The sequence below is a fragment of the Neobacillus drentensis genome (genome assembly GCF_036966985.1).
Lineage (GTDB): Bacteria > Bacillota > Bacilli > Bacillales > Cytobacillaceae > Neobacillus > Neobacillus drentensis_E.
The window spans coordinates 1-12,502 of the sequence record NZ_JBALSN010000391.1 but is presented as its reverse complement, the minus strand read 5'-3'; the positions used below and the strand labels follow the sequence as shown (position 1 = coordinate 12,502).

Annotated in this window: 17 protein-coding genes and 1 pseudogene; 12 read left to right on the top strand and 6 right to left on the bottom strand. The window is 37.2% G+C overall.

The window, feature by feature from the left end:
- Positions 1–122, top strand: a pseudogene (locus V7659_RS23055) (hypothetical protein); the annotation flags it as partial.
- A 165-nt stretch (positions 123–287) separates the two neighbouring features.
- Positions 288–410, top strand: a complete 123-nt coding sequence (locus V7659_RS23050) for a GapA-binding peptide SR1P (protein ID WP_335542505.1) — start codon at positions 288–290, stop codon at positions 408–410.
- Positions 411–462: 52 nt separating this feature from the next.
- On the opposite strand, the gene V7659_RS23045 is transcribed toward V7659_RS23050, so the two are convergent.
- Positions 463–1,935 (bottom strand): aminotransferase class I/II-fold pyridoxal phosphate-dependent enzyme, encoded by a 1,473-nt coding sequence (locus V7659_RS23045; RefSeq protein ID WP_335542504.1) that lies wholly within the window; start codon positions 1,933–1,935, stop codon positions 463–465.
- Between the two features lie 202 nt (positions 1,936–2,137).
- Between V7659_RS23045 and V7659_RS23040 the strand changes: the two genes are divergently transcribed.
- Complete coding sequence (locus V7659_RS23040) at positions 2,138–3,097, top strand: NAD(P)H-dependent flavin oxidoreductase (RefSeq protein WP_335542503.1); 960 nt, start codon at positions 2,138–2,140, stop codon at positions 3,095–3,097.
- A gap of 42 nt (positions 3,098–3,139) precedes the next feature.
- Positions 3,140–3,412, top strand: coding sequence for a UPF0223 family protein (locus V7659_RS23035; RefSeq protein WP_026566316.1), 273 nt, complete (start codon positions 3,140–3,142; stop codon positions 3,410–3,412).
- 45 nt (positions 3,413–3,457) lie between these two features.
- On the opposite strand, the gene V7659_RS23030 is transcribed toward V7659_RS23035, so the two are convergent.
- Positions 3,458–4,090: a YktB family protein gene (locus tag V7659_RS23030; RefSeq protein WP_335542502.1), complete on the bottom strand. Its 633-nt coding sequence runs from the start codon at positions 4,088–4,090 to the stop codon at positions 3,458–3,460.
- A gap of 179 nt (positions 4,091–4,269) precedes the next feature.
- On the opposite strand from V7659_RS23030, the gene V7659_RS23025 reads away from it, so the two are divergent.
- Both V7659_RS23025 and V7659_RS23020 read left to right on the top strand, forming a co-directional pair.
- Positions 4,270–4,464 (top strand): hypothetical protein, encoded by a 195-nt coding sequence (locus tag V7659_RS23025; protein WP_098572623.1) that lies wholly within the window; start codon positions 4,270–4,272, stop codon positions 4,462–4,464.
- A gap of 262 nt (positions 4,465–4,726) precedes the next feature.
- Positions 4,727–5,524, top strand: a complete 798-nt coding sequence (locus tag V7659_RS23020; RefSeq protein WP_335542501.1) for an inositol monophosphatase family protein — start codon at positions 4,727–4,729, stop codon at positions 5,522–5,524.
- 29 nt (positions 5,525–5,553) lie between these two features.
- On the opposite strand, the gene V7659_RS23015 is transcribed toward V7659_RS23020, so the two are convergent.
- Entirely contained in the window at positions 5,554–5,739 is a 186-nt protein-coding gene (locus tag V7659_RS23015; RefSeq protein WP_144548769.1) for a YlaF family protein, read from the bottom strand.
- Between the two features lie 172 nt (positions 5,740–5,911).
- On the opposite strand from V7659_RS23015, the gene typA reads away from it, so the two are divergent.
- From typA to V7659_RS23000, 3 genes are read left to right on the top strand one after another with little or no spacing between them, the layout of a single operon-like run.
- Positions 5,912–7,750, top strand: a complete 1,839-nt coding sequence (typA, locus tag V7659_RS23010) for a translational GTPase TypA (protein WP_335542500.1) — start codon at positions 5,912–5,914, stop codon at positions 7,748–7,750.
- Between the two features lie 19 nt (positions 7,751–7,769).
- The gene (locus tag V7659_RS23005) at positions 7,770–8,075 is read left to right on the top strand and encodes a YlaH-like family protein (protein WP_144548773.1); all 306 of its coding nucleotides are present in this window, start codon (positions 7,770–7,772) and stop codon (positions 8,073–8,075) included.
- 15 nt (positions 8,076–8,090) lie between these two features.
- On the top strand, positions 8,091–8,381 hold the full coding sequence (locus V7659_RS23000; protein ID WP_335542499.1) for a hypothetical protein: 291 nt from the start codon (positions 8,091–8,093) through the stop codon (positions 8,379–8,381).
- Positions 8,382–8,465: 84 nt separating this feature from the next.
- Here the strand turns inward: V7659_RS23000 and V7659_RS22995 are convergent, their stop codons facing one another.
- Positions 8,466–8,666, bottom strand: coding sequence for a YlaI family protein (locus V7659_RS22995; protein WP_144548777.1), 201 nt, complete (start codon positions 8,664–8,666; stop codon positions 8,466–8,468).
- Positions 8,667–8,841: 175 nt separating this feature from the next.
- Between V7659_RS22995 and V7659_RS22990 the strand changes: the two genes are divergently transcribed.
- A complete protein-coding gene (locus tag V7659_RS22990) occupies positions 8,842–9,297 on the top strand; it encodes a pyridoxamine 5'-phosphate oxidase family protein (RefSeq protein ID WP_144548779.1) in 456 nt (151 codons plus the stop codon).
- 110 nt (positions 9,298–9,407) lie between these two features.
- Here the strand turns inward: V7659_RS22990 and V7659_RS22985 are convergent, their stop codons facing one another.
- Entirely contained in the window at positions 9,408–9,992 is a 585-nt protein-coding gene (locus V7659_RS22985) for a YhcN/YlaJ family sporulation lipoprotein (protein ID WP_335542498.1), read from the bottom strand.
- Between the two features lie 203 nt (positions 9,993–10,195).
- On the opposite strand from V7659_RS22985, the gene V7659_RS22980 reads away from it, so the two are divergent.
- Positions 10,196–11,524 carry a PhoH family protein gene (locus tag V7659_RS22980; RefSeq protein ID WP_335542497.1) on the top strand — a complete coding sequence of 443 codons (1,329 nt, stop codon included), beginning with the start codon at positions 10,196–10,198 and terminating at the stop codon, positions 11,522–11,524.
- Positions 11,525–11,564: 40 nt separating this feature from the next.
- Here V7659_RS22980 and V7659_RS22975 read toward each other — a convergent pair whose 3' ends face one another.
- Positions 11,565–12,062, bottom strand: coding sequence for a peptidyl-prolyl cis-trans isomerase (locus V7659_RS22975; RefSeq protein ID WP_335542496.1), 498 nt, complete (start codon positions 12,060–12,062; stop codon positions 11,565–11,567).
- 221 nt (positions 12,063–12,283) lie between these two features.
- Here V7659_RS22975 and V7659_RS22970 point away from each other — a divergent pair.
- The coding region (locus V7659_RS22970; protein ID WP_335542506.1) for a YlaN family protein at positions 12,284–12,502 on the top strand (219 nt) is incomplete at its 3' end.

The window sequence follows — 12,502 nt, the reverse complement described above, 5'->3', positions numbered from 1 at the left end:
TTGAAGATATTGATTACCTTCAAACCGTATTCCGTATACCTGACCAACAGCAGGCAGCTGATTTAGCTGACTTCTTCAGAGAAACTCTACCATCCATCCCTTTTGTCACCCAATATGAGTAATGATTCAAAAAAGAAGGCCATAATAGGCCTTTTTTTTATGAATATTTTTTAATTGTGACATACAATTTAGGCTTGAAATTTATAATGTGATATATTATTATGTGATTAAGGATATATAAATACTTCGTTTTGTGGACATTCATTAATGAAAAGGGGATTGAGCAGATGGGTACTTTAGTATGCCAAACATGTAATTCTACTATTGATCATTTTGAAGATGAAAAAGTAACGGTGCTTTATTCTAAGTGCAATTGTTGCGATGATCATCATACAGAGGAAGATATATAATAGCTATATATAAATAAAACAGGATTCCTAAATGGAATCCTGTATTTTTGTTCTATTTTATTGCTTTATACTCCTTAATCACGAGAAGTGACTTGAGCTCATCATCCTCCGGTCCTTGTACAGGAAGGCCTGCTTCGAGGTTTTTCCGGATGTAATGGAGGTTTTCCTTTGTAATAATCTCACCAGGAATAAAAATTGGGATACCTGGTGGATAAACCATTACAAATTCTGCAATGATTCTTCCTTCTGATTCTTCAAAAGGAATAACTTCAGTTTCCGCATAAAATGCATCTCTAGGTGTTAATGCAAGCACGGGGATTTCTGGAAGAAGAACTTCTACAGGTTCAATTCTATCGGTACTGTGCTGGCATATGTCCGCTAATTCCTTGAGAGCATTTACTAGTAAGTCTGCTTCGGTTTCTGTGTCTCCAAGCGTGATAATACAAAGAATGTTATATAAATCGGAAAGTTCCACTTCTATATTATGTTTTTCTCTTAGCCACTTTTCTACATCATAACCAGTTAATCCTAATTCTTTCACAGAAATAATCAATTTAGTTGGATCGTAATCAAAGGTAGCTTTTGACCCTAAGATTTCTTCACCAATACAATGCAGATTTTCGATCTCATTAACTCTTTTACGAATTGATTGTGCTACTTTAATTGTATTATCAATTAATTCCCTTCCCTTTGTAGCTAATTGCTTACGTGCGACATCAAGTGAAGCAAGCAATAAATACGACGTTGAGGTAGTAGTTAGCATACTTAATATGGATTGGACATGTTTGGCAGAAACAAGCCCTTCTTTAACATTTAGGATCGAACTTTGGGTCATTGAACCGCCTAGTTTATGAACGCTTGTAGCAGCCATATCTGCACCAGCCTGCATCGCAGAGAGAGGCAGTTCTTCATGGAAATGAATATGAACACCATGTGCTTCATCAACAAGGACAGGAATATCATAAGAGTGTGCAATTTCAACAATCTTTTTTAAATCTCCGGATATACCAAAATAAGTTGGGTTGATAACTAATACTGCTTTTGCATCTGGATGCTGTGTAAGAGCTCTTGCCACGGCATCGGGAGTGATTCCATGTGATATACCTAGTTCCTTATCAATTTCGGGCTGGATAAACACTGGAATAGCTCCAGAGAAAACAATGGCCGACATGATCGATTTATGGACATTCCTAGGAACGATAATTTTATCATCAGGTCCACAAACAGCCATGATCATCGCAATAATTGCTCCGCTTGTGCCTTGTACCGAAAAGAATGTTCGGTCCGCACCAAAGGCTTCCGCTGCTAAATCCTGCGCTTGCTTGATAATCCCTTTTGGTTGATGCAAGTCGTCTAGCGGCCCGATATTTATTAGGTCGATAGACAGGGCGTTATCCCCGATAAAGTTACGAAATTCAGGGTCAATCCCAGCCCCTTTTTTATGACCTGGAATATGGAATTGTATTGGGTTCTTTTTTGCATGTTCTAATAAACCGCTAAATAACGGTGTTTGATTTTGAGTCAATTGATAACCACACCTCTTTGTAAAAAATACTCTAATTATGTCGAATTTCAATAATAAACAAAAGGAATTATAGCATTTTTCCTATTCATTGCAAAGAAATATATGTTATTCCTTGCCCGGTTTACGATAGTTTCCCTTGAATACAGGAAAATTACCCTGAAGTAACGAAATAACAAGTAGAAAGTTTTTAGGAGGGTTTCAAATGGAATGGAAAACACGAGTTACTCAATTATTAAACATACGTTATCCGATCATTCAAGGGGGATTAGCTTATTTAGCCTATTCTGAGTTAGCGGCAGCCGTTTCAAACGCTGGTGGTCTTGGACAGATTACGGCCATGTCCTTAGCTGAACCTGAACAACTTCGAGCGGAAATTCGTAAAGTGAAACAACTGACAAACAATCCTTTTGGCGTTAACTTTGCGATTGGACAGCATGGCAGACCATTCGCCGATTTTCTCCAAGTGGCTATTGATGAAAAGGTCCCGGTAGTTTCAATGACAGGAGGAAACCCTGCTCCCATATTTGAGCAATTAAAAGGGACACAGATAAAAACACTCGTCCTTGTTGCAGCCAGAAGACAGGCAGTGAAAGCAGAAGAACTTGGTGCAGACGCTGTTATGGTCGTGGGGCAGGAAGGTGGGGGACATCTTGGCCGAGATGATGTAGGTACCATGGTTTTGGTGCCTCAAGTTGTAGATGCTGTTTCTATACCAGTTATTGCTTCGGGTGGAATAGGTGATGGCCGCGGGCTAATGGCTGCCCTTAGTTTAGGTGCAGAAGGAATTGAAATGGGTACAAGATTCATTGCAACAAAGGAATGTGTTCATGCCAACGAGTTATATAAGAAGACCTTAGTAGAAGGCAATGAATCTGGAACAGTGGTGATAAAGAGAACACTAGGTGCTCCGGCTAGGGCACTTGCTAATAGTTGGACAGAAAAAATTCTGGACATTGAAAAAAACAATGGGGGGTACAATGAATTAAAAGATTACATTAGTGGAACTGCAAACCAACGCTATATTTATGATGGTGTACCTGGTGAAGGCTTTGCATGGGCAGGTCAAGTAATGGGGTTAATTAAAGATATCCCTACAGTTGAAGAATTATTTCGTCGAATGATTCATGATGCAGAACAAATTCGTGCAAAATGGGGAAAATAAGTATATGATTCTGTTTAGTTGAATTAGTTAGAAGGTGAAATTATGGAATACCAATATCCTATTGATCATCATTGGAGTACAGAAGAAATTGTGGATGTGATTGCATTTTTTGAAACAATTGAAAAGGCTTATGAACAGGGAATTGACCGCGATGAAGTATTGAAGGCGTATCGCCGCTTTAAAGAGATTGTTCCTAGCAAAGCTGAAGAAAAGACAATTTGTAATGAATTTGAAGAAATGAGTGGCTATTCGTCTTATCGAACCATAAAAAAGGTAAAAGATGCAGCCTCCGGGGATAGAATAAAAATGAAATAGGATGAACAGCTCCTGCACCTTTTGTGCAGGAGCTGTTTTTTCTTTTTACTTTCTATTTTGTGAGATTCGATATAGAGCAGCTACCTTCTCAAATACGTCCTCAATTTGTTGAACTAACTGATCGGAACCTAATTGAATGACTTGTTCTCTGTCAATCGTAAAACCACATAATAATTCTGCTTTTTTTACGTTTTGCAGGCGGTTAAAAAGCGATCGAAGTTCTTCCTTGGATAAATGACTGTGTGCAATGGTTTCTGGTTTTGTATGATCCACTGACCAAACAAAGTCCTTTGGTGTATCTTTATAAATTTTTGCTAATTTTTTTGAAAATCTTTCAGCAATTAAATCTTTTTGAGGTGCTTCATAAATAACGGCAAACCATATAAACAAATGGGTGTGCCACATGCCGATTTGAAAATGGGGGAGCATTTTATAACCTCGAGGATTACTTGAGAATGCTACCCATGTATCTTTAGGCGGATTAATGGTCCTTCTGGCATGTTTTGCTACATGAACAAACATTTCATCATCCGTAAGTGAAGAAATGAAAGGGGCGAAATGATTTCCTAGTTCCTCCAATTTGGGTCGAACGGTTTCCTTCAGCGCCTCCATCCTTGCCTCTAAACCATCTATTAAAAAAACATCAAAATCCACGTTTGTAAATCCTTTAAAAACCATACGCATAAACCTCCAACTAAACATTTGTTCTTAATTGTAGCATAACAATAAGAGAGACCAATAACTTGATGCTTTCTAGGTAAAAGCACATATTTGTTGCAACATATCTCCCTGACTCATATTATACAGTAAAAAAATAATCTGAAAAATGAGTTAAATCCAGGAAGGGGAGGAGAAACGTGAAACAATTGATGAATACCTCACTTAAAAAAGCAAGCGAAAAGGAAAGAACAGCAGTTTTAAGATTGGAAATGGATTATGAATTAGCTACATTATTCGAAGCGATTGAAGAAAAGAATGAGAAAAAAATGAAAGAATGCAAACAAAAATTAGAAAAAATCCGCCAAGAATTATTACGTTTAAAAGCACTTTGATAAATTTATAATGTTTTTTATCCAAGGAGAAATAAAGCAGGATGGAAAGAAATAGAATATATTCTGAACTTATAAAACGAACTCCAGCAAAAATGAAGGGGGTTCGTTTATTATTGTCCTTTTTGATGTTGTACGGGTACCTCTTAAAAGTTGATGTGTTCCAACAATTTGATTAAGCTAAAGGTACATTATTTAATTTATGATGCATCATACTACATACATTGAAATCTTACAGGATTATCGATTTATTTGGAGGAGAGTTATGAACTGGGATCAAATTTATTCTCATGCAAAGGAATGGGTTAATGACGCAGGAGCTAGAATTAGATTATCTTTTGATGAAACATTAAATATTCAAACGAAGTCAAATGCTAATGATTTGGTAACGAATATGGATAAAGAAATTGAACAATTTTTTATTAGTAAGATCAGAGAGGTTTATCCCGATCATAAAATATTGGGCGAAGAAGGGTTTGGGGATACACTTGAAAGTCTAGATGGTGTGGTTTGGATGATTGATCCAATCGATGGAACGATGAATTTTATTCATCAACAAAGAAATTTTGCTATTTCTCTTGGTATTTATGAGAATGGGATTGGTAAAATTGGGCTCATTTATGATGTGGTCCATGACGAACTATATCATGCCAAAAGGGGAAATGGAGCTTATTTAAATGAAAAACCTCTTGTTCCTCTAAAGGATACAACTGTTAAGGAATCCATCATAGCACTAAATGCAACATGGGTCATGGAAAATCGCCGTATTGATTATAATTTAATGATTCCTCTAGTGAAAGATGCACGGGGAACAAGATCATATGGTTCGGCAGCCCTTGAAATGGTGTTTGTTGCGACAGGAAGAGTTGATGCGTACCTCTCGATGCGCCTATCTCCTTGGGATGTTGCTGCAGGGGCAGTCATTATAGAAGAACTTGGCGGGTTTGTTACAAATTTAAGGGGAGAAAAACTGAGCTTCCTTGCACAGGATTCATTATTTACTGCAAATCCAGGATTACACCAATCGATCTTGAAGGACTACTTAAAAGAGGGAAGATGGTAAAAAGAAGAAGCCGTTGCAGGCTTCTTCTTTTATAATTCTCCATTTTCACGCATTTTTCTTTTCGTTTTAAATCCCATTCCCATAATTACGATAATTGCAAGGATACAGCCTATAGCACCGATTATGCTTTTTTCGCTAATTGCAACACCAATCCCCATAATACTTGCGGCTGCAAGGATCGCATAAACGAGTAATGACCACTTTACGTTTTTCATTTTTTTACCCCTTTTTCATTGAAAAATACAGTTCAAACGTACAATGCTTTTGTATATTTTATATTCTACAATAAAATGGTTAGGGGTTTCCACTTTAATTGTGGTATAATGTTTTAGTTGTGAATGGGAAACTACAAATAGACTTATTTTTAGAATATAGGAGTGGAATTTTTTGAATATAAGAAATGATATACGTAATATTGCAATCATTGCCCACGTTGACCACGGGAAAACTACGTTGGTGGATCAATTGTTGAAACAATCTGGAACATTTCGTTCTAACGAGCATGTTGAAGAACGTGCTATGGATTCTAATGACTTAGAAAGAGAGCGTGGAATCACCATCCTCGCGAAGAACACGGCTATTCAATACAAAGATACTCGTATCAATATTTTGGATACTCCAGGACACGCTGACTTTGGCGGAGAAGTGGAACGGATTATGAAAATGGTTGATGGTGTATTGCTTGTAGTTGATGCCTATGAAGGCTGTATGCCACAAACTCGTTTTGTTCTTAAAAAGGCATTAGAGCAAAATTTAACTCCAATTGTTGTTGTTAATAAAATTGACCGTGACTTTGCGAGACCTGCAGAAGTAATCGATGAAGTAATCGATTTATTTATTGAACTTGAAGCAAATGAGGATCAACTTGAATTCCCAGTTATTTACGCTTCAGCGATTAATGGTACAGCAAGTACTGACCCTGAGAAGCAAGATGAAAATATGCAATCCTTGTATGATGCAATTGTTGAATATATACCTGCTCCAGTTGATAATCGTGAAGAACCATTACAATTCCAAGTTGCACTTCTTGATTACAACGATTATGTTGGCAGAATCGGGATCGGCCGTGTTTTCCGCGGTACGATGAAGGTAGGTCAACAAGTTGCCCTAATGAAGATAGATGGTTCAGTTAAGCAATTCCGTGTGACCAAAATTTTCGGTTTCTTTGGATTAAAGCGTCAAGAAATCCAAGAAGCAGTAGCTGGTGATTTAATCGCAGTTTCAGGGATGGAAGATATCAACGTTGGTGAAACAGTTTGTCCGGTTGAACATCAAGAAGCACTACCAATTCTAAGAATTGATGAGCCAACATTACAAATGACCTTTGTTGTAAACAACAGTCCATTTGCAGGTAGAGAAGGTAAGTATTTAACTGCAAGGAAGATTGAAGAAAGATTACGTGCTCAATTGCAAACAGATGTAAGTTTACGAGTGGATAACACAGATTCACCGGATGCATGGATCGTTTCTGGCCGTGGTGAACTTCATTTATCAATCTTAATTGAAAACATGCGTCGTGAAGGCTATGAACTTCAAGTTTCTAAACCAGAAGTTATTGTAAAAGAAATTGATGGTGTACGTTGTGAACCAGTGGAAAGAGTCCAAATCGATGTACCGGAAGAGCATACTGGCGCTGTAATGGAATCTATTGGTGCCCGCAAAGGCGAAATGCTGGATATGATCAATAATGGTACCGGCCAAGTTCGTTTAATCTTTAATGTGCCAGCACGTGGCTTAATTGGTTACACTACCGAATTCTTAACTATGACTCGTGGTTATGGAATTATTAATCATACCTTTGATAGCTACCAGCCAATGTTACCAGGCCAAGTCGGTGGACGACACCAAGGTGTGCTTGTTTCAATGGAATCTGGAAAAGCTTCCACTTATGGTATCATGCAAGTTGAAGACCGTGGAACTATCTTTGTTGAACCAGGTACGGAAATATACGAGGGGATGATCGTGGGCGAAAATACTCGTGAAAATGACATCACCGTTAATATTACTAAAATGAAACAGGCAACAAATGTGCGTTCAGCTAACAAAGATCAAACATCAGTGATTAAAAAGCCGCGCATTATGACATTAGAAGAGTCATTAGAATATTTAAATGATGACGAATATTGTGAGGTTACACCGGAATCGATTCGTCTTCGTAAGAAAATTCTTGATAAAAATGAACGTGAAAGAGCTGCTAAAAAGAAAAAATATGCCGAACAGAGTTAAGTAAAAGGAGTGCAAGAAGATGGAAGGATTCTCTCCTAGCCTTAGATTTTTCATTGAACTAACAGATGTAAAAACCGCTGTGTGGCTACAGTATGTATATATTGTTATTTTAGCGGCCATTGTATATAAGTTAGGCTTTGCAAAAAAATTGCCTCTTTTGAAAAACATCGTGATTTATACTTGCTTATTGATTGGATGCTTTGTCATGCTGATTTTTTCTTATGCATTGCCAATCGCGGAAGGGCTCGCAGGTGCGGCCGTGTTATTGATAATTTATAAAATACGCTTACATCAAACGAAAAAGCATCAGGCTGAAGCGAAATAACGGGGGTTTAGTTTAATGAAATCCGTCCAGGATACACTATATAATTGGCTTACAATTAAGGTTGTATGCGACTCACGTCCTGATGATACAGCAGCTCGAGATACTTTACACCTTTTTGAAGAAATGTTAGCTGATCTTAACCTCTCCAACATAGAGGTAACAACAGATGTTGTCATGTATTATGTTTCCTATCAACAGGGGGATGAGACGAAAAAAACTCGTTTTCCACGGGAATTGATTGAGGTCATGCTGCAACAGATTAATCAAGAACCAGAAAAGTATGAGAACTATCCAATTGAAGAATAAATAAAAAACCATCATGTTCATTCCACTTTGGAATGTGCATGATGGTTTTTTTAGTAATATTCTACACGAGCACTTTCGTTTTTTTCACCAGTCGTCTTCCTCCGATTTCGTACGGTATAAACGGAAATTTCCTGTTTCAAATCTGGCATTTGTTTTTTTCGCTATTCTTGTATTACATTCATTACACATATATGTATGGATAGGACGATTACGAAGTCGTTTGGCCACAAACGATTCATCCTCAATTGCTTCAATTTTATCGCAAATTACACATTTAACTCTCATAAGACACCTCTTTAACTATTTCTAATAACCGATGGTTTCCCTCTAGTATATCATGGCAGAAAGTTTGTAAGTAATCAATTGGTTAAATTTGATGAAAGAAAGGGATAGTAGTAATATGAGAATATCTGTTTTTTTAAAACAGGGTAAAGGATCTAATTAAAGGGGATGTAGAAAAATGGCAAATCAAGTAGAACCAATGCTAATTAAGCCTTTATATGATGAGCTTCAAAAAGAGCGGTTCGTAACATTGGCAACAGTTGATTATGAAACAGGGGGTCCTAATGTTAGTTCTATTTCCTGGGTTTTTGCAAAGGATGAAAGTACCATCTATTTTGCGGTAGATAATCGCTCTAGGATCCTAGAAAATATTCATAAAAACAATCAAGTGGTTATTAATTTGATTGCGAATGAATCTACATATGCTATTCACGGGGACGCTCAGGTAAAAGAGGAAAGACTGCAGGATGTGCCACTAAAACTTGCTCTAATCCAGGTAAAAATTACTGCGGTAAGGGATGTTATGTTCTATGGTTCTAAAATAGTCACAGAGGTTCAATATGACAAAACCTATGATAAAAATGCTGCCCAAAAGTTAGACAATCAAGTTATGGATGCAATAAGAAAAGCTTAGGAATACCCTAAGCTTTTTTTTATACTCAGTATTTTTCTTTGAATATGTTTGCTGTCTAGCGCCAGCGCCCAGCGTCTAGTGGACTTCGCTAAACGGGCGCTTCCGCTTTTCTATTTATAATGGTTAGATTGGTCCTCTTGTTCTTTTTCCAGCTTCTTTTGGTCGTTTGGTTTTAGCTTTTTATCTGGTTTTTCAGGAGCATTTTTAGGGCTTGGGGTAAGTATATCTCCAGGTACTTCTGGCATTAATCGACCGGCTACATCTGCAAGTTCCTCCATAATTCCTTGGATTGGCCTGCCTTTATTAATATCCTCTTGAATCTCTCTTAAACGCTGCGTTGTATCCGCATCAGCTACGACTACTGATTTAGCACCATAGGGATCCTTTTTTAAACTTTCAGCCACGGAATACTTAATGGACCCCACTTGAGAACGGTCAATTTTTGCGTTCACATCAATCCCGACAATCGCATATCTTCCTATTACCACAGCAGTTGCATCTTTAACATTTGGAATACTTGTTGCAAGTTTTACCAATCGTTTAGAGATCTCTTGCCCTGTTTTTCGATCAACATTTTCAATATAGCTGTTTTTTACTTTAACGGATGAATCGTTTACATTGTTTGAGAGCTCCTTATTTGTACTACAGCCGGCTAAGATTAGCAAGAACGCAGTTATGATTAAGGTCTTCTTCACTTCTATTCCACCTCCGCAATGCTTTATAAATAATTGAGATAAAGTCATAATCACTTATCTAATTGAATGTCTCACTAACATTTATTGTGCGGAAATCCTTCTATCTTTATTCCAATAAACATATATTTTACCAAAGTCCAATCTAGTAGAAGGGTTTTTTGCAAGTTGCAATCCAAACAACAAGTAAAGCAGGAGGCGTTGCTTTGAGTAAGATATACGTGTTAGATACGAATGTCTTGTTGCAAGACCCGTATTCACTCTTCTCCTTTGAAGATAATGAGGTTGTAATTCCTGCAGTGGTTCTTGAAGAAGTGGACTCAAAGAAAAGGTACATGGATGAAGTAGGGAGAAATGCAAGACAAGTATCAAGGTTAATTGATGGCTTTAGGGCTTCAGGAAAACTCCATGAAAAAATTCCTCTTGAAAACGGAGGGACCATCCGAATTGAGTTGAATCATCGTACCTTCCATGAACTTCAGGATATATTTGTAGAAAAAACAAATGATAATCGAATTTTGGCTGTTGCGAAAAATTTATTTTTAGAAGAACAAAACAAAGAAAATGGAAAGCCGGTTATTCTAGTAAGTAAGGATGCTCTTGTCAGGGTCAAAGCAGATGCAATTGGATTAGATGCCGAAGATTTTTTAAATGATCGAGTAGTTGAAATCGATCATATCTACACAGGCTTTTTTGAAGTGTTGATTCCCATTGAATTATTGGGTCGTTTTTATGAAAAAGGTGAACTGAATCTCTCTGAGATAGCAAATCACCCATTTTATCCGAATCAATTTTTAGTAATGAAAGATGCATTGGGCAGTTCTGCATCTGCCATAGGAATGGTAGATAAAACCAGTAAAAAGGTAAAAAAATTAGCATTAAACCAAGAGCATGTTTGGGGTATCCATTCTAGGAATGTTCAGCAGACGATGGCAATTGAATTGTTATTACGAAAAGATATTCATTTAGTTACATTAACTGGGAAAGCAGGAACAGGGAAAACGCTGTTAGCACTTGCTTCTGGTTTGATGCAAACGGAAGATTTCCGGGAATATAAAAAGCTTTTAGTGGCAAGGCCGATTGTCCCGGTGGGTAAGGACTTAGGTTTTTTACCGGGAGAAAAACAAGAGAAACTTAGACCATGGATGCAGCCAATTTTTGATAATCTAGAATTTCTATTTAACACCAAAAAGCCAGGTGAACTTGATGCCATTTTAGCTGGACTGGGATCAATCGAAGTTGAGGCATTAACGTATATTCGCGGTAGAAGTTTACCGAAACAATTCATCATCATTGATGAAGCACAAAATTTAACGAAACATGAAGTGAAAACGATCCTGACACGTGTTGGAGAGGGAAGTAAAATTGTGTTAATGGGAGACCCTGAACAGATTGATCATCCGTATTTAGATGCATATAACAACGGATTAACTTACGTTGTAGAAAAATTTAAGGATCAGTCTATTTCAGGACATGTTAAATTAATGAAAGGGGAAAGGTCGGGATTAGCTCTATTGGCTGCAGATTTACTCTAAATGACTTTAAAAAGTAAAACGGGCGCCAAAGGCACCCGTCTTATTTTATGGTAAAACGCGTAACATTTTTAATCGGAGTTTGTTGATTGGACCCATCGCCAAAATAAACATGAATAGGCCCGTCAACTGTAATTGGCTTGCCATTATCGGAAAACTTCAAGATAAAATCATTGGCCGTTTCAAGAGGGTATTCATATTCACTGTCAATACAATGAATAACTAATGTATTTGCATCACTAGCAGGTTCTGAATTTTGTAGAAAGGGTTTTAATGGTATACCAAAGGTTCCAGTCAATACCTTTTCTTTTTCAAATTTCTTTTCAGTTTTCAATGTAGGCGGATAAATTGCACCCTCGATAATTTCACGGTCCCAATGTTTGGATACTGCTTTTGTATACTCTTCCAATGATTTAGAATTCTCTAGCTTTGTTGTAAAATAGGTGGTTAAATCAACTCGTCGGTCGTCAAAAATCCACACACTTGGATCAAGTGTGATTGTATACTTCACGTTTCCTGAAATGATAATAATATTTTCCATAGTGTATTCCCCCTAAACCTTTGCATAATTAGTATAACTTTTTTTTGCAAGATGTCATAGTAGGACAATCGGGTTTCGCGAAAAGGTAAATCATCTATGAAGAACAATTGTCTCAACTTGCTACTTTATTTAATCTACTTCATTGTTCTTGCAATTTTCCGTTGTAAACGGTAAAATTTATAGATAAGTTGTATTATCGCTCTGAAATGGGGGGATTTATGTTGGCCTCTGAAATGATCGTGAATCACCAAGAAAAAGCATTTGCCTTATTACAGGCTGACGCTGAAAAAATATTAAGGCTAATCAAAGTGCAAATGGACAATCTCACAATGCCTCAATGCCCACTTTATGAAGAGGTACTAGACACACAAATGTTTGGCCTATCAAGAGAGATAGATTTTGCTGTTCGATTAGGTTTAATAGATAGTAAAGATGGTAAA

Coding starts and splice junctions, on each gene's coding strand:
- V7659_RS23050 (WP_335542505.1), top strand. CDS start 288: ATGGGTACTTTAGTATGCCAAACATGTAATTCTACTATTGATCATTTT.
- V7659_RS23040 (WP_335542503.1), top strand. CDS start 2,138: ATGGAATGGAAAACACGAGTTACTCAATTATTAAACATACGTTATCCG.
- V7659_RS23035 (WP_026566316.1), top strand. CDS start 3,140: ATGGAATACCAATATCCTATTGATCATCATTGGAGTACAGAAGAAATT.
- V7659_RS23030 (WP_335542502.1), bottom strand. CDS start 4,090: ATGGTTTTTAAAGGATTTACAAACGTGGATTTTGATGTTTTTTTAATA.
- V7659_RS23020 (WP_335542501.1), top strand. CDS start 4,727: ATGAACTGGGATCAAATTTATTCTCATGCAAAGGAATGGGTTAATGAC.
- V7659_RS23015 (WP_144548769.1), bottom strand. CDS start 5,739: ATGAAAAACGTAAAGTGGTCATTACTCGTTTATGCGATCCTTGCAGCC.
- V7659_RS23005 (WP_144548773.1), top strand. CDS start 7,770: ATGGAAGGATTCTCTCCTAGCCTTAGATTTTTCATTGAACTAACAGAT.
- V7659_RS23000 (WP_335542499.1), top strand. CDS start 8,091: ATGAAATCCGTCCAGGATACACTATATAATTGGCTTACAATTAAGGTT.
- V7659_RS22995 (WP_144548777.1), bottom strand. CDS start 8,666: ATGAGAGTTAAATGTGTAATTTGCGATAAAATTGAAGCAATTGAGGAT.
- V7659_RS22990 (WP_144548779.1), top strand. CDS start 8,842: ATGGCAAATCAAGTAGAACCAATGCTAATTAAGCCTTTATATGATGAG.
- V7659_RS22975 (WP_335542496.1), bottom strand. CDS start 12,062: ATGGAAAATATTATTATCATTTCAGGAAACGTGAAGTATACAATCACA.